Origin of the sequence: Nostoc sp. FACHB-152, from assembly GCF_014697475.1 — a bacterium.
In the GTDB taxonomy this organism is placed as follows: domain Bacteria; phylum Cyanobacteriota; class Cyanobacteriia; order Cyanobacteriales; family Nostocaceae; genus Nostoc_B.
On sequence record NZ_JACJRV010000084.1, the window covers coordinates 1 to 21,220 of the forward strand.

The following is a 21,220-nucleotide window of genomic DNA, read 5'->3' on the forward strand; positions in this document are numbered from 1 at the left end:
GCAAACGATGGAAATTGTGTTTGATGATTATTTGCCGCAATGGAATTACACTGCTAAACCACAGGTGACATAATTCTGGATTCTATTTAATCCGCATTCCTGATCTGTTTTTTCCTGGTACTAGCACTATCCATACCCGCGCTCGTTACTTTTTATTTATCCCTTGGATTTACCAGGATTTAGTGAGACGAAAAACACCATCCAGCCAAATCTATGCCAAATTGCGACATAAAGAAGGGGAGTTGATCAATAATCTCGCAAAATCTAAGGATACTGGAGGAATTATAGGTATTCAGGCACGAGCAGCTTTAAAGCGGCTTCCCAGCAACATATATTGGTATGGGTTAGGAGCCTGGGGTATTCGACATTTTCCAGGTTCTCAAGACGAATACCATCGCTCGTTAGATCATCTTTATAGTTCTACTAGCTGTACCTTGCGCGATGATGATGGCGAACCTGTTAAAGGTAAAATCACCAACTATTGGCATCAAGGAATTCCTTCCTCTCCACCAGACTTTCCCGAAAATGCTAATTTTTGGCTCACTTTAAACGAAGCTGATTATTTGGCAGAGCGCATTATTACTCAGCAACCCAATAGCTTGTTAGCATTTCTGGTTAACCGTCGTCAGCAATTTTTTTCAGTTGATTTTGTTTGGGAACATCCCTTGTATGATGAGTTTCCTACTCATATTCAACAACAGTTGCACCATGCTCGTAACTTTTCTGAAACTATCCAAGGAGCTGCTCTACTTTACAATTTAATGCTGGCAGAACAGAAAACAGCAGAAACACTGATAGAAGAGTATCAGCAAAAACTTCGCCATTGGGCAGATAGATTAGCTAAACGGCAGAAGTATTTAAGAGACTGGGATTGGCAAAAATTGCCGGAAATTGTTGCAGTTAATGGTGTAACAATATCTTACTTAACCCAAAACTTTATTAAACGGTGGCTGAATTTTGCCTTGAAAACTGAAGTAGCACAGACAATAGCTACTCACCAAGAAGCCCGCCGTCTGATTCAAGAGCGTGAAATTGCCCTCAAAGGTAGTCAAGCACGTCTGAGTAATCCTCGCGCTTTAGAACTTTGGAATGGAGGATCAGGAATAGCTCAACTTGACTATCGTTGGGGAACCACGCAAAAAATTTTGGGTGATATTCTTAGTGCCTTTGCAGAGGAGACAGATGATGTTACAGCCTAGCGATCGCCAGCATCTGTTTGAATCCCTACGTCCTCCAGATGGCTACTCCCTTGATTATGCTATCGGTACTACCTTCACCTTAGAACTACTAGCATTATTAACTGCACCCCTTGCCTTCACTACATTTGATTGGGCAGACGAAGACGGTCATCTAACTCGCAGCCCTCAAGCTTTATTAGCAACTATGCAGCAGTATGCCGAGCGCATCACTATTTTCTGCCAAACGGGTAAAATTGCTATACCCAAAAACCACAGTCTGCTTTACAGCTACTTAGAAAACTCAGTTATTGAAGTTAACGCTCCGCATCCAGGTGGTATATTTCATCCAAAAATTTGGGTGTTGCGTTTTACTGCTTCCAATCAACCTGTTTTGTATCGCTTTCTGTGCCTTAGTCGCAACCTGACTTTTGATCGCTGTTGGGATACAATTTTACTTCTCGATGGTCAGTTAATTAATAATGGGAAGGAAATTGTTGAGAACCGTCCTCTAAGCAATTTCATCGCTACTTTACCCCAACTAGCTCATAATCCACCTATTCGCCAGCAAGTACAAGATTATATAGATAAGATTCAGTCCGACTTGTTGCGAGTTAAGTTTGAATTACCAATAGGCTTTGAGCAATTAAAATTTCACCCATTAGGGTTGCCAGGGAATACTAAATCTCCCTTTAGTGGACGGATTGATCGTCTATTAGTTATGTCTCCCTTTGTGAGTGAAAAAAAGCTGAATCAACTTAGTCAGCAAGGAAAGCACAATATTTTAATATCTCGTCCTGAACAACTAGACCAAATCTTGCCAACGACTTTATGTACATTTTCGCAACTTTATCAAATTAATCCTGCGGCTAACGTAGGGGAAAACGACGATAATCAAGCTACTTCTACTTCTTTAGTTGGTCTTCATGCCAAACTTTACATTGCTGATGCAGGGACAAGTGCAAGAATTTGGACAGGTTCTGCCAACGCAACTGAAGCTGCTTTCGAGCGTAATGTGGAGTTTTTGGTAGAAATGGTTGGTAAACAGCAGAATTTTGGTATTGATTCCCTCTTAGCAATTCATGATAAAGAAGTTACTTTTAGGAGTTTATTAGAAACTTTTGTACCTAGTACTGAACCTATTGAACCTGATCCTTCTAAGTTGCTAATTGATGAACTTGTTCAATCCACAGTAAATACTCTATTAAAATTACATTTCCAAGCTCATGTTAAAACAACTGAAAATTCTGGATATTATGCTTTAGAATTGCAAGTTTCAACAAAAGAGGGTTTAAAATTTGCTTCTGATATCTTTGTGCGTTGTTATCCTATGGGTTGCATTGGACTAGCACAAAATTTTGATATACATACAAAAAATATTGTCAAATTCTCACCTCTCTCTTGTCAAGCAATTACTTCATTTTTTGTATTTGAAATTTATCTAACTAATGGACAAAGATTAGATTCTGTAATGTTCAATGTACCTCTTGCCGAAGTTCCAGCAGAACGACAGCAGCAAATTTTAAAAGCGCTTTTACAAGATAAAAATCAAGTTCTCAAACTACTTATGTTCTTGTTAGCAGATAGTAAAGCTGATGCTCGTGAGTTAATAGCTGCTATTGTTGGCGGTACAAGCAATGACAAAATCAAATCCAATTCTTCTAACAAGAGTAGCACCAGCACTAGCTTTCTATTTCCTGTGTTTGAAGCAATGGTGAAGGCTCTTGATCAAAATCCTCAGAAACTAGATTATGTTGCCCGATTGGTAGAAGATTTGCGTAAGCTACCTCCAGAAGAACAATTACTACCTGACAACTTTGATGAAATTTGGCAACCAATTTATACTGCATACCAAAAGCTGAAACTATGAATAAATTTCAAACTTGTCCTGACATAAAGCCTATTCTTGCTGGTTTGAAAGATTTTCAGCAAGATACTGTTGACTATATTTTTCGTCGCCTTTACCTTGATTCAGATGCTAGCGATCGCTTTTTAGTTGCCGATGAAGTTGGATTAGGGAAAACACTAATTGCACGAGGGCTAATTGCAAAAGCTATTAATCATCTTTGGGATCAGGTTAATCGCATTGATATTCTTTATATATGTTCCAATGCAGATATAGCCCGACAAAATATTCAGCGCCTGAACATTACAGAAAAAGAGGACTTCTGTCTAGCTTCTCGAATTACTTTACTACCACTTGAACTTCGGAATCTGCAACAAAACCGAATTAACTTTATCTCCTTTACTCCCGGTACTTCCTTTGATTTGAAATCTAACTTGGGAACAGCTACAGAGAGGGCAACCCTTTATTGGTTATTGCATAAAGTGTGGGATTTCCGAAACAAAACAGCACCAAAGAATATTTTTCAAGGAGGATCTAGTAAAGAACGATTTCGAGAACAGCTTAAAGGGTTTCAATATAATATTGACAAATCCTTAGCTCAAAAATTTCAACAAAGGCTAGAACAGCAGATTGCTACTGAACAACAAGCAGGTAAACTTGACCTTTATAGCCGATTTACCGCACTATGTGATTCCTTCTGCCAGACTCGTGAGTTAAATCACATTCCTTGGGAAGAAAAAAAGGAACGGAATAACTTTATTGGAGACTTACGTCTTCTTCTGGCAAAAGCTTGTATTTCTGCCTTAGAGCCCAACTTAATTATTTTAGATGAATTTCAAAGATTTAAACATTTACTAGAACCTAAAGACGATTTTAATGAACTAGCTCATGAGTTGTTTAATTACTCTGATGAGCTATCGCCTACTAAGGTTGTCCTCCTTTCTGCTACTCCTTATAAAATGTACACAATGCATCATGAATCAGGAGAGGATAACCATTATGAAGACTTTCTCCGGACTATTCAGTTTCTCCAGGGCAATGACACGCAAACAGTAGACTTTGAAGAGTTATTAACTAAATATCGGTATGAGTTATTGCAGTTAAATAAGAGCAGCAAGAGCAGCTACGAAAACTTAAAAGAAATTAAATCTAAACTAGAGTATGAACTACGTCGAGTTATGGTGCGAACAGAACGGCTATCAGCTTCACCAGATAGAAATGGGATGCTTGTTGAAATTCCCAGCCGTAATACAAAACTGGAAACACAAGACCTAGAAACATACTTGAATTTGCAAAGTATTGCTCGTATTTTAGAGCATCACGATACGCTGGAATATTGGAAATCAGCACCTTACCTGCTGAATTTTATGGATAACTATGAATTAAAACGCTTATTTACTAAGGCATTAAGTAATCGGCAAAATCAAGCTAATCTTGCCAGTGTTATCTCCACTACTCCTAGTCTACTTTTATCTCATCAAGAATTTTCTGCTTATGCCAAAATTGACCCTTGTAATGCCCGTTTACGGGGGCTACTTGCAGATACAGTAGGAGTTGGTTGTTGGAAGTTACTTTGGATTCCTCCATCTTTACCGTATTATCAGTTAAGTGGAGTATTCGCTGATTCTACCCTGAGCAAATTCACGAAACGTCTTGTTTTCTCATCTTGGCGCATTGTACCTAAAGTAATTGCCACCTTACTCAGCTATGAAGCAGAGCGCCAAATGATTAGCCGTTTTGAAGAATTTCCCCAGAACACATCAGAAGCCCGCAAACGCCGTCATCCTTTGCTACGGTTTGCTCGTACTGATGGCAGACTTACCGGAATGCAAGTGTTAGGGTTGCTCTATCCCAGTACTGTTTTAGCAAGAGAGTGTAATCCCTTAAGCTTTGCTAAAAATGCTGAAAGTACAGAACAGTTACCTACCAAATGTGAGTTATTAAAGCATATTCAACAAAAAATTGAAATCCTGTTACAGAAACTAGAGTTAAAAGTTTCTGTAACTGGAAACGAAGATGAGTCTTGGTACTGGGTAGCTCCCATTTTGCTTGATCATTATTTTGACTCTAAAGCTACTCAACAATGGTTTTCTCAACCTAATCTGGCTAATTCTTGGGCTGGTGAGAAAAATGAAGATGAGAATGCAAAGGAAGACCAATCATCGTGGTGTGAACACGTTAAAGCCGCCAAAGATGTGATTGATGAACTTCCTCGTTTAGGAAAACCCCCTAGCGATCTATCTTTAGTTTTGGCTCAAACAGCGATCGCTAGTCCTGGTGTAACCGCCCTTCGTAGTCTTGCTCGGATTGCAGGTGGGTTAGAAATGCTTACTAACAAAGAAATTAGGATAAGTGCCGCTAAAATTGCTTGGTCATTCCGGAGCATTTTTAATTCACCAGAAGCTACTGCTTTACTTCGAGGGATAGACCAACAACAAGCCCATTGGCGCAGAGTCCTAAATTACTGTGTAGATGGATGTTTGCAGTCAGTATTGGATGAATACGCTCATATCTTACGTGAGTCTTTGGGTTTGCTTAACAAAACACCAGAAGTAATGGCGGTAGAAATATCTCAAAATATTTGCAAAGCTTTAACGCTACGTACTTCTGTCATAAGCGTTGATAACATCCTGGCAGATACAAAGCGTGAGGAAATTACTCTCAATAATTATAGAATCCGCGCCCACTTTGCGCTGCGCTTCGGTGAAGAACAATCAGAAACCGAACAAGGCACAAATCGAGCAGAACAAGTCCGTGAAGCTTTTAATTCTCCATTTCGTCCCTTTGTACTTGCAACAACTTCAGTAGGACAAGAAGGATTAGATTTTCATCCCTACTGTCACGCCATTGTTCACTGGAATTTGCCATCGAATCCTGTAGACCTGGAGCAGAGGGAAGGACGAGTTCATCGTTATAAAGGTCATGCAGTTCGTAAAAATTTAGCACTCAAGTATGGTTTGGGTGAAATTGCAAACTCAGATACAGATCCTTGGGAGACCCTGTTTGCCGCCGGGAAACGCGATCGCCCCCCAGAAACATCAGACCTAGTACCGTTTTGGATATATCCTCTAGAAGAGGGTGCAAAAATTGAGCGTCACGTTCCGAACTTACCACTAAGTCGTGATTGCGAACGTTTAGAGTCTTTACGTCGCTCATTAACAGTCTATCGCATGGTTTTTGGGCAAAGTCGGCAGGAAGACCTACTTAACTATTTGCTTGAGCGTTTACCACAATCTGAAGCTGAACAAGTTATCCAAAATCTTCAAATTAATCTTGAACCAAACAATAGGGCGTAAATATCCAGAGTAATATTGAAGCTGTGATCGCTTCGTTACAGCAACAGCCTGAACTCCTTAACGAGATCATAGCCGATGCCAAAATGCGATTAGCCACACGCAAACGTGCAGGGCTAATACGGCGGACATTAGTAATGGTGGAAAAATAGGGGCGTTAAACGAAAAGTAAATAAAATACGTACAAATTCAATTAAAGCTAGATATGTCAAGCTGCAACAGCAATCTGAAAATCTTCTACGGTCAAACCCATGACACATAATGGCGACTCTAGTTTCTCCCAAATTGACACAACAGGGTTAGGGAGGAAATTCGGCGTATTTGGGAATACCTGTTAAAGTCAAATGGTCATGGTGACGTATAGGTGTGCTTGCGTTCTAAACTGTGCGAAGTCTTGTGGCGCTACAACTTTGAGTTTGGGTGACAAGCTTCTGGGGAATATTGGGCGTAACAACTATATATAAGATGCAGTAGGGGTCGCTTGGGTAAACCAACGTGCGATGACTTCCAGTCGGGCGGATTATTGTCGCCTACTTATGGCAAATAGTAACATGCTTTAGCAACTCAAAAGTAAGAAAGTCTAGCTTTAATCTCTGTCAAAAGTTGTTGCAACGTTTGGTATGGCAATGTTTTTGACAGCCAGTGCGGTGCATCTCTATTGCTCTGTCGAGGTTTGGGAAGTGCGATCGCTGCATAAGAAGTCGCTTGGAGTAGAAGCTTACAAGCCACTGGTGTTGAGTTGAAAGCTGGTGTCGCCGTTGAGAAATTGGCAACGGTATTGCTATTTACTAAGGCTTCTTCCTGTGTGGGCTTTGATTTTCGCCCACACAGGAAGAAGTTCTAAGCAATTATGATTCTGTATTTTGCTTAATGCTAAATCTTCCATACCCAAAGAAGCCCATACACATAAAGAATTAATCGCCATTGGGATATCACGGGCTTCTATAGACTTTTGCCATAATTTTTGAGCGTGATTTTGAAAGCGATGAGAGAGAAAGTTATATGCTTCTTGTACCTGATTTGGAATTGTTACTTTATATACTGACTCTCCTCTTGGTAGATAGTCGCCACGATAGGAAAGCCAGTTATGAGATCCACAAAGATGAATCTCCTGATCAACTATTACTTCTTTAACGTGAGAGTCACCTAACCAAAATATCTGTACACCAGGTATACCATCAGGTGTTTTAATTGCTTGTAGTTTTGCTTCTATTTCTGGTGGTATTGGTCTGTCTTCATCTTCTTGTCTTCGTGCAATTCCATGTCCGATTAATATCCAGACTCCGCGATTTACTAATGTTTGTAAGATATTGAGAAACTTTTCATCAACAACAGCATGGCTTACCCAAGGTGAGTAGATGAGAACTTGGCGTTTGGCTGATTTTAAAACTTCCAAGAAAGCCTGAGCAATTTGTTGATCACGTAACTGTATAGCCGTACCTATGGCTGATAAGTTATCTTGAGAGAAACTGGTTTTATTAGCAATTATTATTGCTTGATTGCGGATTTTTTCTAACCTAGATTCTACTTCATCATTTCTTCTTTTTAGAGTAGCTTCACGTTCTAAATTGATGATGTTGTCTGATAAGTATAACAATGATTGGAGGGAAATGATACCTTCAGATAAAAGTAATTCTAGCTTGTTTGAGGCAGATTCTAAAATTTTATTACCACTTCGTATTTGAATGCTCAGTTTATCATGATTGGCATCAAATATCACAAATATAGCTATGCTTCTCCAAATTATTTGACTTGACGAGGTGATTGAACAAAAACTGATAACTTTCCCTTCTTCTGGATTATGAAGGGATAAGCTAGAAGCTTGAATAAGTTGCTGTAATTCGTCTATCGATAATGTATTAATCTGATTATCTTTAATAGCATTTTTAACGAAATCAGCTAAATCTGGTAGAGCTAATAAAGATTTATCGAATGAGTCTAATGGTTCATATTGAAAAATATTTTTTTCTTCTAAAGGGTCACTAATACCATAGATTTGTAATGAGTAAGGAGGTTGGGGTACAGAACCATTTTCATAAAATAAACGCCCTTCAGAGGTCACATTAATTTGTGAATTAACTGCTAGAACTTGTAATGACTGTAGTGTAATAACAGTACTTCGCAAAAATACAGGATCAAGCCCAAGGACTGTTGCTAATTCATCAGAAGTTAGTGGTGGATTAAATTCAATTCCAGCACGAAGAATAAATTCTTCAAGTAAATTAAATCTCCGGGCTTCTTTAATAGTAACTTCTATAGGAGTTTGGTATAGACTATAGCGAAATTGACGTGCTGCTAAAACAGATAAACTAGAACTTTGTGCTTCGATTTTATCTACTAAACTTTTTAAATTGTCATCAATAGGTTTAGCCGCAGATGCGAGAAACATCAATTAGACCTCCTTGATGACGTATAACGTTAGAAACTTGAGAGTACATATCGCCGACTTTTCCTCGCTGAAGAGTAAATAATTCATGACAACCAACAATTATGAGTAGTTCTTGAGCGCGAGAAAAAGCTACATTAATCCGTTCTGGTTTTTTAGCAAATCCCACATCTTTGACTTTATTGTTGCGAACCATACTCACAATTACAACAGGTCTTTCCATACCTTGAAAACGGTCAACAGTACCAAGACGAATTTGTAAAGATGGAAATGATTCAGAACGGAGGACTTGATCAATTTTTCTAAGTTGAGCGCCATAAAATGTAATCACTGCTATTTCTTTTTTTTGTTCACCATTAGCCACTTTAGCTGTCCAAATATTCTCAAACTCAGTACATAAATTTTTAATTATTCCTATTTCACCTTCATTATAAAAAGATGTGTTTTCTTTTTTCTCTTGATAATCAGAATTTATGGGTGTTTTTACCCAAACTATATGATGTTTTTCTTCAATAATCTTACTTGTTAAATTATGGGAGCGTTTTATATTAGGTTCTAAAATGCCACATTCTAATCTATTTTCATAAAACTGATTGATTGCGCCCATAATAAAAGGGTGCATTCGATATTGTATGGTAAGCATTTGCTTAATGCTGTCATCAGCAGACTCAAACTGAAGTTTAAAAATAGACTCTTCTAAAAATTCTAGTTCTTCGCGCGTACAGCCAATTTCTTGAGCAACTTCTTCTAAACTATCTGTATCAAGCATTGGTGGTAATTAGCTACAAACTTATAGCCCCAATTTTGCGAATCTGGTTTGATGTTCTCAAAATTCTCTAGAGTTAGCACAGGAGACTTTACGCCTAATTTGTTTACCTGCAAACGAATACTTTCTGCTTCAGACTCGGAGATGATGCTTTTCACAGGAATATTAATTTGATGGCAAATTGCTAATAGCTCATTGATACCTAAATTTAATTCCTGTGATAGTTCGTAGATTCTAACTTTGCCGTTGTCCATCAGCAGAGATATTCGCCAATAAGGTTTTCTTGGTTTATTGTTCCCCAATATTGGCAAAGAAAAACATTTTAAACAGATATAACCATTTGATTTCGCCTGCTGTAACCCAGAAAATAACTATAGCTTGTATTGGCGGTAGGCTTGACTAGCGGCGCGATGTACTAAGGCATGTCGCCAAACTAGGGATTTCATATCATCAGCGTAGCCGCCACCGATGACACAGGCGACGGGATAGCGAGTACTGACACAGGTACTCATTTGGGAATACCTGTTAAAGTCAAATGATGTCCATTAAACAATTATTTGCCAATTTTAAGTAATTAGGGTGAAGATTATGTATCGGGATCTCCGCTTAATGTTATAGCTCGAAGAAGCTGATGTAGAACAGGTAATTTACGTCCAACTGCCACGCCACTTGGCTGGGGATAAAAAACAATATGCTGAGCCATGAATAGTTGACTAGGGCTTCAAATCAAGCAATTTTTATTGCGAATAGAACGCTTTCAGAATGAATACTATTTCGTTGTTTCACAACTTAACGGGAAAAGTCAGATTCCATTTTCTCCCATCATCGTCCATCAGTTTGGGTATCCTCAACATCTTCTTCTCCTGCACCACTGGAGCCTTCCCCAAAAAGCCAGTCGCTATCACTGTCAGAATTTCCTTCACCATCCACCTGAAGATTTAAGGAAGGTATTAGCTGTTCAATTTGGCTTTCAAGTCGGGAGATCGCCAACGTTAAAGATGCAAGTTGCTCCCTATCTTTCTTAATTTCATTTGAAATCCCCACCCGCAATTGATTTAACCGCTCTTGGAGGGTATGTACTTCCGATTTGGTCGCAGAAGGAATATTCACCTTCTCTTCCAGGGCGGCGATTTGAGCTTTCAAAGCTTCAATTTCGGCAGCAGTTGCACTTACACCATCCGCACTCTCTTCCACAAGTGCTTGTTTAATACAATTCAGCACAAACTCCTTAAAAGTTAAGCGCAACTCCTCAGCACGCTGCTTGGCCTGCTTCACCAACTCCCGGTCTTCTTCAGACAGAAGTTTTATATTTATCTGCGGATATTCCACCATTCCCTCGCGCTTTTGTTGTGGAGAAGTGATTTCTAACCAGTTCTTTAACCATTTGCTTCGAGTTCTAATATTTACTTACTCCCCCTACCTCCCTATCTCCTCCTACTTCCCCAACCTTCCCCACTACCATCATCGCATACGGGATATCCGCGGATATACGATATAGATGATTCTAGATGAGCAATTTAATCGTGTCCTGGAAACAACTATCATAAAGATACCGGGAATTATAGTTCTCGGCATCATAATTATCAGTGGGGGTTGGGGAATTTTATTATGGAAAATTTACCCGTCAAAAGCGTGGAATCACTTGCTGTGGAGGTGGTGACTCTACCGCTTGATGAAGCTCGTGTTGCGCTTGTGGATTATTATTTTCCCAACCGCCAGAAAATTAATTCGACACAGCAGCTAATTGAGCTATGGGTGCATTCTGTCACTATTAAAAGCGACCAAACGCGACGGGCATATCGGCAAATTGGTTATGAGCTTGTCGATTATATGCAGTCGCGGTTTGGGATATCTGATTTGAGGATGGCAACGTTATTCCATCTACACGCTTATCTGGCTTGGCTCAAGGATGAAAAGCCAGTACGGGGAAAGAAAAATACTTATGGAATTAGTAAAAATACTGCGGCTAAATACACGGCGGCGATTAAAAGTTTGTGGGAGTGGGGTACTAGAGCTTCTATTGGTTATTTTGCTATCGACTTGGGCAAGGACTTAAGCATCCAGTGGGACGATAAGCTCGCAGAGCGCATTCTCTCGGAACGCGAGATTGCTAAGTTGGAAAAAGCGGCGATGGCAGTAGACTTGCAACACAACACTAATAAGATGCACTGGCTGCTGTTTACTCTCGTCTTTTACAGTGGGGTGAGGGCAGGAGAAATTGCCCGACAAACTTCTGATTATGGTAAGCGCATAATTACGCCGGGGTTATTTTGGCGGCAGTTTCGGGAGGATGGGGACTGTCTATTGTTAACTGTGACGGGGAAACGAAATAAAACCAGAACTGTTAGTCTCGATCCGGAAACTAGTGCGGTGCTACTGGATTACCGTGGCGATGCAGGCAACGATCAGCCGGTGTTTCCTAGTCCCAGCCGGCGGGACAGGGGTAAACCTCTAAGCGATCGCGGGTTGCGACTGATGATGGAGGAAATTTCTACTTGTGCGGGAATTAAGTTCAGCGCCCACTTTCTCCGCCACACTCACGCAACGCTGGCTAAGAAAAATGGAGCTTCTGATTTTGACTTGCAAGCAGATTTGGGCCATGCTTCCCCGGCGACAACTGCAAAGTACATTCACCACGTCGGGCGTGTTGGGACTTCTCACGCACTGCGTAAAAAAAGCAAACATAGAGCGTAGGCGTTGGCGTAGCCTCTCGTAGAGAAGCCCGCCGTTCGCGTAGGTAGCGTCTCGCTCCAGAAGGCATCGCCTCCACCGGGCGGTTAGGCCATCGCACTCATACGCTCATCATGATAGTGTCAAGGTAGTTATCAAGATGGAAACACGCTCAGTTGTTCCTGTCCGCGGATAAGTTTACCTAGATAATACCTAGACATTACCTAGATATGAGCAATACAGGGAGAACAAAGAAGCTAGCATCTTTCAACTGTGACCAAAAGATGTGGGAGCAGTTTATCGCCCGTTGCAACTCGAAAGGCACGACGGCAACAGCAACGCTCACCCGTTTTATTGAGCTATACCTAGATGGTTCTTTAGATGACCTTGATGCAATTGCTGGTAATGAAGATAAACGTTTGGACTCTTTAGAACAAAAAACTGAAGAGATAACAGCCCAAATGAAACAATTTGCTGAGGCGATTATTAAAATTCAAAATTATCTCAACAACCAACCGAAACGGCAGAAGAAATCGTACAACAACAATTCATATTATCAAGGGCAAACTCCTCGAATCCAACCGCTAACGGAAGAAGGTTTAGCTTCAAGACTTGGTGTAAGTGTAGAAACTATACGCGAGCAGCGAATTAATCTGCCACCACCGCTTTTTGTGGGATGGTGCAAAGGCAAGGATAGAGCAGGGTTAGGATGGGAATTTAATCAGGATACGGGGTTATATCATCCGGCAAGTTAGAATTTTTATTAATTTTAATAATTTCTGAATTTAGACTGAATACTTCAGAGATTGCAGTTATCAATTTAACCCGGAACAGGTGAAAGCTGCCCAATAATAAGGATGAGAGAAAGGTTTAGATTCTCGACAAAAAAGTTCTAAATCTTTTTTTGCTTGATAAATCAATTTTCCGATTTTGTCGTATTTTTTGTATTCTTCATTGCATTGTTCATATAATAGGGAACTATGTGGATGACTATCGCGTTCTTTTTGAATTTTTTTACGTAGCGTGTCAGTTTCCTTGAGTTTCTGCGTCAAAAAATAACTTAACTTAGGTTTGTAAATTGTGGTAAGAGTTTCACCTGTAAGGGTACGCAGTTCAAATTGAGCTTGTCTGATTGATTGCAGTCGCTTGTTTCCCTGATGTCGGGATTGATAGTAAAATACTGAAAAGAGTGCTGTTGCCAAGTCATCTACTGCCCAGAGTGTACTGATAACACTTTTAGCGCCAGCACAAAGAAAACTTGTTGAAAGAGTGAGAATATCGTCAGTTATTTCAGTCACACCTAAACCAGTTTCGCAGCAAGAGAGAAATACGTCTTCTAACTGAGGAGTGCGCCAACTTGGAGTTAATAACTGACTTAACGTAATATAGCCATCTCCTAAAATTAATACTGATTCTAGAGGATTATCGAGCCGCGAACGCGCATGATGACTAGAATGAATTACTTGAACTTTTTGTATCAGTTGACGATAGTTGCTGACACTAGCTTCTTGACTACCTTTTAAACGTTGATTATCAGGAATATCATACAAATTTGCTAGTTGTTCTCCTTCCCAACTAGCGTAGGGTAAATCTTCAGTAGCATCTTCAACAATACCGTAGATCATAAGACTACTGATTGAGGGACGGTTGTGACAAAATTCTAAAATTTGGCAGCTAGGAACATAACGAATGAAAAATTTATCTCCCAGATATTGACTTTCTGCTATTGGTAAAGCAGCAAAAGGAATTTGATGTAATGCTAGATGAGGAACAAGAATCAATTCATCAATATTTTTTAGATGTTGTGCAATTAAATCATCTAACTTTAAGACTTCAGCTAGTTCTGCTATTAAAAAACTAAATTGCTCTTTCCAAGTATCTTGATTATTAAGATATTGCCCTAACCAGTGAGTTAAAATCGATGATTGTAAAGTCTCAAATCCCAAGTCAGTACAAGTGTGCAAAGTAATTTGATTCTGCCGGATGATAAAGATATGAGTGTGATTCGAGGTAGTATAAAAGCTCAGAATAGCTGTTGTAGGTACTTTAATTAGCTGCTGTATCGATGACAAATTCATGGGACTTACTTGAATTTGACCAGCCAGAACAGGATCTAGACGGCGCATTTGTTCCCAAATTTGCTGTTTTTCAGCTTCCAAATCTGCAATAGTTTCGTTATAAGCTTCGATAGCAGCCCGACTATGTGGGCTTTTACCGAGTTTATTACCATCCAAGTTACTGCTATTATAATGGTGTCTTAGTTCATTATCAATTTGCCGTTGTATAGCTTCAAAATCTTGTAAATACTGTTGAATTTCAGCAGGAATTTCACCATCTGAGTAAAGGTCATTACTTGCCATTAAATCTACGAGTCGTTTTGAGCGAGAACGTTCGACATATTCAACAGCTTTATTGAGTTGTTTATTATTAATACAAGCTTGCACCATATTTTCATAAACATGGAGAGAATCAGCTAAGATTTCTTGACGACGTGATTCTGAACTTGCCCAAGTGCGACTGGTTTCTACAGCTTCAATTGCCACACTATAGCCCCTAATAGCTTCAGTCCAATCACCAATGTTAAAAGCAGTGTTTCCCAGCATTTGTCCTGCTTTTAGGCATTCGTCAGGAAAAGCGGTGGGAGTGAAGATTTTTAAAGCTGAACGATAAGAGGTAATTGCTGCTTCTATTTGCTGTTGTTGTAAGAAGACATTTCCTAGATTCAGATGAGTCATCGCCCACTGTCGAGGATATTCTTCTTTTGTTAAAACTTGTAAAGCAGATTGATGAGCAGCGATCGCCTTTTCTAAATTTTCGCTCCTATCCCCATGAATTCGGTGAAGATAGGCATTAGCCAAATTCATGTGTACTTCTGCCCAACCTTGGCGGAAGGCTGCTTTTGTGTAGACTTGTAAAGCAGATTGATTAGCAGCGATCGCCATTTCCACATTTTCTGCTGCATCACCTCTGAGTCTGTGACGATAGGCAGATGCCAGATTCATTTGAGTTTGCGCCCAAAGTTCTGGGAAGTCTTCACGAGTACGAATGGAAAGAGCATTTTGATAACAAGCGATCGCTTTTTCTAAATTCTCAGCTTTGTCACCGAGAATGCGTTGGCTTTGCCCGCCGCAGGCATCGCGGTAAACAATGCCTAGATTGTTTTGTACTTGCGCCCATTGTTCAGGATCTTGATCGCGTGTGAAAACCCGCATCGCAGCTTCACCAGCCTGGATTGCTAGTTCCGCATTTTCCACCTGATCGCCACGAATCCTAAAACCATAAGCAATAACCAAACTATTTTGAATTGTTGCCCAGAGTTCGGGAAACTGTTCACAGTTACACACTTGCAAAGCATTGTGTAAGTAAGAAAGTGATTGTTCCAGGTTTTCTGCTTGCTCACCCTTTATTCGACGGTGGTAAGCATTGCCCAGCATACTTTGACACAGACACCATGCTTCTGGTGAATCTTCGTAAGTCAATACTTTAGAAGCAAGTTCATACCCCGTAATGGCAATCTCTAAATTATTCGCCTCATTACCGTGTCGAAATTCTTTAATCAGAAAGCTCAAACCTATAAGACTTGCAGCAAGTCCTTTTGCATACTCTGGCGGCGCTTCAGACAGCATAGCTTCCGTTTTCAAACACAATACGGTAGCAAAACGTTCATCAAGTTTATATTTATTTGCTTCCAGTAATGGGTATACAACAGCTTTAGGATTTTCTAGGTTCTTGTCTAGGTTCTTGAATACTGCTTCAAATAGCTGAATCTGAAATAGTTCGCGGATGGCATCTTGAATGTTTCCCCATTGTTCAGGGAAATCTTTTTTGGTATAAATAGTAGCGGCTACCTCATAACCTGTGGCAGCAATTCTTAAGTTAATTGCTTTATCGCCTTGTGGAAACTCCCGAATCAGATTACTAAAACTTAAAATAGTTGTAGCAATTTGAAGAGATTGCCCTGATGGTATGTGTCCGAAAACATCCTCAAGCCTTTGTAAGTGTTGAACAAATTGTTCATCTATTTTATTCAGGTTATTTTCTAGTATTTGATATACAGCTTGCGATTCTCCATTGCTTTCAGCAGTTACTTGTAATACCTGTCCGAGGAATTGGAAATTTGAGTAAATTTGTTGAAATTCATCACTATCTAACAGATTTAAAATCTCTTGATAACCAGAACATTCTGCATATTCTCTAGCTTTATCTCGTTCCCCATTGGTGATACAAAAAACCACCATCTCTGTGTATGCAAGAATTTCTTGTTTTTGAGAAATTCCAGCCCAATGACGGCTTTGTTCAACAGCTTCAATGGCAACTGCATAACCTTCAAAAGCTTCTGCTTTCATGCCAGCAGCCAAGGCTGTTTTACCTAAACTCAATCCAGTTTGTATGCAATCTCTGGGAAATTTAGTGGGAGTGAAGACTTGCAAAGCAGCGCGGAAACATTCAAGTGCTTCAGTAAATTTATCTGTTTCCCAATAAGCATTTCCTAGAGTGGTTTTTGTTCCTGCCCATCGTTCAGGATAATCAGAAATGGTGTAAACTTCTAAGGCGTTAATATATGACGAAATTGCCTTTTCTAGATTCTTTTGTTTATTACCCAGAATCCTTTGAGTGTAGGCATTGGCTAGGTTATGTTGACTACTAGCCCAATAATAGGGCGATGCCGAACGGGTACGTACTTGTAGCGCAACTTGATAACAAGCGATCGCCTTTTCTAAATTCTGTGCTTTATCGCCTTGAATTCTAAAAAGGTACGCATTCCCCAAATTATTTTGAAGAGTACCCCAAAGTTCAGGAAGTTGAGCGCGGTTAATAACTTTTAAAGCAGTTTCATAGCAAGAAATTGACTTTTCTAAATTCTCGGCTTTGTCTCCTATAATTCTGTCAGTATAGACAAGACCGAGATTACTTTGCAGACTCGCCCACTCTTTGATAAAACTGTCGCGGGTGTAGATAAACAGGGCATTATTACAAGCAGCAATTGCCTTTTCTTGGTTATCTGCGCGATTTCCTCGAATCCGATGGCGGTAGGCTGGTGCTAAATTTAATTGGATATTAGCCCAAATTTCTGGGACAATCTGACGGGTAAAAATTTTGGTAGCAGCTTCTAAGCCAGTAATGCTAATTTCTAAGTTAATTGCCCTGTTTCCTAAAGGAAACTGCCCAAGCAAGGTGCAGAAATCAACAATACCCAATCCTACTAATATTACTTGTTCTGTTATTGAGTCATTGTTTAGTAGGCTAAAGTTTATCCAGTAATTAAACTGTTCAGAAAAATCATCATTGAGTTTATCTAAGTTAGCTTTAAGTAGACGAACAAGGGCTTGTGGGTTGCTTTTATTTTGTGAGATCGCCCACAAGATTTCACCCAAGAAAGCTGGAGGTCTAATAAAATTGGCTGTTGCGGAAGGCTCATCTCTATATAATTCCAGTTCCTCACCTAGCCAATGAGCTAAATTTCTCAAAAAGTAAGCAGAACGAATATCTCCTTGGTTTACCCGGATTTGAGCTACCATTTCCAAAGTTTCTACAAACCCAGCATCAACCAAGTGTGCGTATTTCCTGAGAATCTTCATTTCCCTGCCACTAGGACAGTTGAGTAGCTGTTTAATCAGCTTGAAATAAGCTTTTTGGCGTTGAGTAAAATCTGGTGATTTTTGATAGCCGAATCCTTTAGCCATGACAATTGGATGTTTTGGGTAGTTATATACATCATTCCCAACGGGTCAAACTACGCAACATCTCCCCAGATTTCTGCTAACTTCTCCAATAGCATTTCGGCTAAATTTTGTAATTCGCTATCATCTTGCTGAATTGCTTCACGAGTAGCACCAACAGCGCGAGTATCTCCAGCTAATATTTCCCCTCCGGCGTAGCGCCACTCAAATTCATCGCCAGTTCGGTAAAGAAGCTCAAATTTTGCCACAATCTCTGATAAAGGTTTATTGTCTAATACAGAACGTACTTGTACTGCCACTGAGTCATCAGTTTGTAGAAAAGCGATCGCTTCTTCAAGACGGGTGATTTGCTGTAGGAGAGCGTCAATAGGTTGGAGTTGTGACACTTCTAGCTGTGCAGGCAGATTTACTTCATCAAAGGCAGGCGCAAATCCCAATAGTTGCACTGAATCTAGGCTTTCCTGAAACTGTATAGCTACATAGCCAATCCGATTTTCGCTAGTGCTTGGTAATAATATGACAGTTTCTTGGGGTAAAACCGGACGGCATTCTAAAGTTCCCACATTTGGAATTACCAAATCAGATGCATTCGATAAAGCTGCTTTTACTGGATTCCAACAATCTGATTCCTGAAAATTTGTTGGTATTTGCAACCATTTTAAATAGCTATGAACTGCGTAAACTGCTAACGCATTCAAATAAACTCGCTTACCTTTTTCTACTGTGCTTTGTTGAGCCGCTAAATGTCTGGCTCTAGAATGAATTTCTAAATCTAGCGGAACCATTAATAAAGGGGAAGTTGTGCTACTCATAACGATTGCTCCTGCTTATATCCCAAATCTTCAGCAATTTTTTGCAACATCGGTTTGCAATTTCTGTTCCAATGCGAATTGACAGTTGTGTAAGGAATGCTCAAGTCTCGCGCTATCTCTGCAACTTTGTCAGGTGGTTCTTTGAGTATTAATCGTTGGCTGAGAAATTGGCAATTACACTCAACACAAGAACGAGGATAACTATTTTTGAGCTTTGCTTCGTGATCTTGCTCAATATAAAGCTCTAATTTTAGACCAATTCGTTGGTTATTTTCTCGCTGAGAATTTTCAATTAGACTATCCAAACCACTCAAAGTAGAATTGGGTAATTTATCCAGCAGAGTTATTTCCCCAAAGTCTGAGGCTATGGGAGCATCTAAGCTGAGTGGAGCATTTTTATCTGGAGAGTACAAATCTTGAATCCGCCAGCGAAGGTAACCGTTAACCCATCTCACCAAACTTTCTGCAACCGAGTCAGAATTAGGCTCAAATTCAGAAATATTATTGCTAACCCACTCGAATGTAAGGGTTAGGGCTGCTAGATAATCAGGATGAGAGGATTTGCGTAATCTTGGAAATTGCTGAATTTCACGTAGTAATCGATCCATGGCCAATCGCCATTGTAGGCTCTTAGGTACGTGTTGACGTATCTGCGTAATTAGACCGATCAACTGTTGCTCTAGGTCATCCATACCACTTTTTTAACAGGCGGTTTTTGCGATCGCTATTATGGCATTTGGCTAGATGCTTACACCTATAACGATATCTAATAATTTTCGGGGGCATCTTTTCACAAAATTCAACTGGATGCTTGTTCTTAGGAAGTTTTATTTGCCAGAGCAAAAACATTTCTTAACCGTGGAGGTAACAGACTGTTACCACGAGAATTATTGCAACTGAAACAAGCCAAACGCAAATTCGAGAGACTATTAGATCCACCCAGGCTCTTGGGAAGCAAGTGTTCAATGGTTCTTTCCGATTTGGACATTTGTTTACCACACCAGCAACAATGGTTTCCATACATTTGTAGTAGTTGGTGTCTCTTGCGACGCTTAGAAGCTGGAGACATATTAGCCATAATTCATCTGCCTGAGTTTCAAGGTTTGAGGGTGTTCACTTGCTTAACAGGGCAGTATTAAAAAATGACGCAAAATTTTTAAGGGCGTTGTAAAAAGTAGAAACTATAGCAGTTCTTGTTTGGATGCAACGGTAGCTTATTGGTGCCAACTCAACCTTAAAAATGTGGTTATAAACCCCACGCCAGTCGGCTCAAGTCGAGCCAACTGCTTGCCGGGGGAAGCTCCATTGTGGGGACTGGAGTAGGAAACCATGCACGGCAGTACCTCCAGGAGAAAACCTCCAAAACCGGACTGTCGAACCGCGCTAACACCACAGCACTAGCTCGTCTACACAAACAAAATTTCCTTCCAGATAAGGTATTAGAAGCAACAGAGCGTTCTGATTATTTTGTAACTGAAAGCTAAAATTTTAATAATGTAGGGGTATATCTGACGAAGCAATGCAGGGAAATGACCGAACTATATAAGGCTGGAATCATTGAGGTAACAGAAGCCGAAGATGAGGATGAAGATTTATTTGAAGTCGCGGTGCATTTTGACGGCGATATTTTTCTTCCCAGCGTTGTTTTTGAAGGCAAAGACCACGCATTGCGGCAAGCTAAAAAACTTTATGATTGGCTAGAAGCTAATCCAAAAGAAATTAAGGGTGAGCGACTACGTTGGCAATCATACACAGTTAATCGCGAATCTTTAAGAGAATACCCAGCTTGCTATTTACCTTACTACTACTCAAGATATGAGCAAAGTTTAGAAGTTTCAATTTTTGAGCGAGACAAAGAAGCTATTGCTTATGGTTGGATGAGTGCTGAACCTTTACCCTACTATGTGGATAAAGAAAATAGTTTGGTAGTTATTGGAGAAATTTCAGATGATGCTGTGCTAGCTGGTTGGCATAAAGCCACTGATATACGCAGTTACTTTTACTCTTTTATTTAGTAGTAAAATAGCCGTTATAAGCTTTAAGAATAAGTTAATAACTAGGAGCTTTAGGTGCAGCGAAAAATTTTATTAAAAAGAGGTAGCGATAACACATCTGTTGAAGCATATTTGGTAGATTTAGGACAAAAACATATTGATGATTATGTCAATGATTGGGTCGAAAATTTAAGGTTATTTACTCAAGAAGATAAATACTGGGACTGGATATTTAAATTAAGATATATTGCCAATCAAGAAAATCTTGAAGGTTATGCAGTTGAGTGCGGAAACACAACTCAAGGTTTAATGATAATAGAAACACAAATGCACGGTTCACGGTTGAATATTGGTAAGAGACTAGTTTATGTTGATGGTATTGCAACTGCCCCCACTAACCGAATTGAAATTCAGCGTCCGCCTCAATTCAAAGGTGTTGGTCAAGCACTTTTAAATTTTGCAAGAATTAGAAGTGTTGAGCTAGGGTATGAAGGTAGAGTTGGGTTGCCAAAAACATGGGTTTAAAGTCTCGCCCTTCAAGGGCAACTTTGCTTAATTTAGAGAAAAATTGAGTTTTTATCCTCATATTTTTGGTAA

17 protein-coding genes and 3 pseudogenes are annotated in these 21,220 nt (G+C 39.8%); 11 read left to right on the forward strand and 9 right to left on the reverse strand.

Annotation, left to right across the window (positions count from 1 at the left end):
- The first annotated feature begins 104 nt into the window (after positions 1 to 104).
- From H6G76_RS30785 to H6G76_RS37895, 5 genes are all read left to right on the forward strand, one after another.
- A complete protein-coding gene (locus H6G76_RS30785) occupies positions 105 to 1,199 on the forward strand; it encodes a DUF6361 family protein (RefSeq protein ID WP_242056592.1) in 1,095 nt (364 codons plus the stop codon).
- Positions 1,183 to 3,045, forward strand: a complete 1,863-nt coding sequence (locus H6G76_RS30790; RefSeq protein ID WP_199337591.1) for a phospholipase D family protein — start codon at positions 1,183 to 1,185, stop codon at positions 3,043 to 3,045. The genes H6G76_RS30785 and H6G76_RS30790 overlap by 17 nt, the downstream gene beginning before the upstream one ends.
- The gene (locus H6G76_RS30795; RefSeq protein ID WP_190709440.1) at positions 3,042 to 6,317 is read left to right on the forward strand and encodes a helicase-related protein; all 3,276 of its coding nucleotides are present in this window, start codon (positions 3,042 to 3,044) and stop codon (positions 6,315 to 6,317) included. The genes H6G76_RS30790 and H6G76_RS30795 overlap by 4 nt, the downstream gene beginning before the upstream one ends.
- A gap of 23 nt (positions 6,318 to 6,340) precedes the next feature.
- Positions 6,341 to 6,466, forward strand: a complete 126-nt coding sequence (locus H6G76_RS37890; protein ID WP_277883144.1) for a hypothetical protein — start codon at positions 6,341 to 6,343, stop codon at positions 6,464 to 6,466.
- Positions 6,467 to 6,934: 468 nt separating this feature from the next.
- Positions 6,935 to 7,057 (forward strand): hypothetical protein, encoded by a 123-nt coding sequence (locus H6G76_RS37895; protein WP_277883145.1) that lies wholly within the window; start codon positions 6,935 to 6,937, stop codon positions 7,055 to 7,057.
- Between the two features lie 38 nt (positions 7,058 to 7,095).
- Here the strand turns inward: H6G76_RS37895 and H6G76_RS30800 are convergent, their stop codons facing one another.
- The 5 genes and pseudogenes from H6G76_RS30800 to H6G76_RS30820 form a co-directional block, all read right to left on the reverse strand.
- The gene (locus tag H6G76_RS30800) at positions 7,096 to 8,703 is read right to left on the reverse strand and encodes a hypothetical protein (protein WP_190709442.1); all 1,608 of its coding nucleotides are present in this window, start codon (positions 8,701 to 8,703) and stop codon (positions 7,096 to 7,098) included.
- Positions 8,681 to 9,478, reverse strand: a pseudogene (locus H6G76_RS30805) (ATP-binding protein); the annotation flags it as partial. The gene H6G76_RS30800 and the pseudogene H6G76_RS30805, both read right to left, overlap by 23 nt.
- Positions 9,448 to 9,768, reverse strand: a complete 321-nt coding sequence (locus H6G76_RS38315) for a hypothetical protein (RefSeq protein WP_397333993.1) — start codon at positions 9,766 to 9,768, stop codon at positions 9,448 to 9,450. The pseudogene H6G76_RS30805 and the gene H6G76_RS38315, both read right to left, overlap by 31 nt.
- A gap of 69 nt (positions 9,769 to 9,837) precedes the next feature.
- A pseudogene (locus H6G76_RS30815) lies at positions 9,838 to 9,978 on the reverse strand (histone deacetylase); the annotation flags it as partial.
- 310 nt (positions 9,979 to 10,288) lie between these two features.
- Positions 10,289 to 10,795 (reverse strand): hypothetical protein, encoded by a 507-nt coding sequence (locus H6G76_RS30820; protein WP_190709477.1) that lies wholly within the window; start codon positions 10,793 to 10,795, stop codon positions 10,289 to 10,291.
- Positions 10,796 to 11,074: 279 nt separating this feature from the next.
- On the opposite strand from H6G76_RS30820, the gene H6G76_RS30825 reads away from it, so the two are divergent.
- Together H6G76_RS30825 and H6G76_RS30830 are read left to right on the forward strand one after the other, a co-directional pair.
- On the forward strand, positions 11,075 to 12,160 hold the full coding sequence (locus H6G76_RS30825) for a site-specific integrase (protein WP_190709446.1): 1,086 nt from the start codon (positions 11,075 to 11,077) through the stop codon (positions 12,158 to 12,160).
- A gap of 260 nt (positions 12,161 to 12,420) precedes the next feature.
- Positions 12,421 to 12,891, forward strand: coding sequence for a hypothetical protein (locus tag H6G76_RS30830; protein WP_096585079.1), 471 nt, complete (start codon positions 12,421 to 12,423; stop codon positions 12,889 to 12,891).
- Positions 12,892 to 12,951: 60 nt separating this feature from the next.
- Here H6G76_RS30830 and H6G76_RS30835 read toward each other — a convergent pair whose 3' ends face one another.
- From H6G76_RS30835 to H6G76_RS30850, 4 genes are all read right to left on the reverse strand, one after another.
- Entirely contained in the window at positions 12,952 to 17,820 is a 4,869-nt protein-coding gene (locus H6G76_RS30835) for a CHAT domain-containing protein (RefSeq protein ID WP_190709448.1), read from the reverse strand.
- 50 nt (positions 17,821 to 17,870) lie between these two features.
- Complete coding sequence (locus H6G76_RS30840) at positions 17,871 to 18,629, reverse strand: DUF1822 family protein (RefSeq protein ID WP_190709450.1); 759 nt, start codon at positions 18,627 to 18,629, stop codon at positions 17,871 to 17,873.
- Positions 18,626 to 19,237 (reverse strand): hypothetical protein, encoded by a 612-nt coding sequence (locus tag H6G76_RS30845; RefSeq protein WP_242056591.1) that lies wholly within the window; start codon positions 19,235 to 19,237, stop codon positions 18,626 to 18,628. The genes H6G76_RS30840 and H6G76_RS30845 overlap by 4 nt, the downstream gene beginning before the upstream one ends.
- Positions 19,238 to 19,446: 209 nt before the next feature.
- Complete coding sequence (locus H6G76_RS30850) at positions 19,447 to 19,653, reverse strand: HNH endonuclease (protein WP_313934864.1); 207 nt, start codon at positions 19,651 to 19,653, stop codon at positions 19,447 to 19,449.
- Between H6G76_RS30850 and H6G76_RS37440 the strand changes: the two genes are divergently transcribed.
- The 4 genes and pseudogenes from H6G76_RS37440 to H6G76_RS30865 form a co-directional block, all read left to right on the forward strand.
- Positions 19,595 to 19,768, forward strand: coding sequence for a hypothetical protein (locus H6G76_RS37440; RefSeq protein WP_242056594.1), 174 nt, complete (start codon positions 19,595 to 19,597; stop codon positions 19,766 to 19,768). The two genes, H6G76_RS30850 and H6G76_RS37440, sit on opposite strands and share 59 nt — an antisense overlap.
- A 168-nt stretch (positions 19,769 to 19,936) precedes the next feature.
- Positions 19,937 to 20,113: a hypothetical protein gene (locus H6G76_RS30855; RefSeq protein ID WP_190709456.1), complete on the forward strand. Its 177-nt coding sequence runs from the start codon at positions 19,937 to 19,939 to the stop codon at positions 20,111 to 20,113.
- A gap of 45 nt (positions 20,114 to 20,158) precedes the next feature.
- Positions 20,159 to 20,644 carry a hypothetical protein gene (locus H6G76_RS30860; protein WP_190709458.1) on the forward strand — a complete coding sequence of 162 codons (486 nt, stop codon included), beginning with the start codon at positions 20,159 to 20,161 and terminating at the stop codon, positions 20,642 to 20,644.
- A gap of 54 nt (positions 20,645 to 20,698) precedes the next feature.
- A pseudogene (locus tag H6G76_RS30865) lies at positions 20,699 to 21,130 on the forward strand (GNAT family N-acetyltransferase); the annotation flags it as partial.
- Positions 21,131 to 21,220 lie beyond the last annotated feature (90 nt).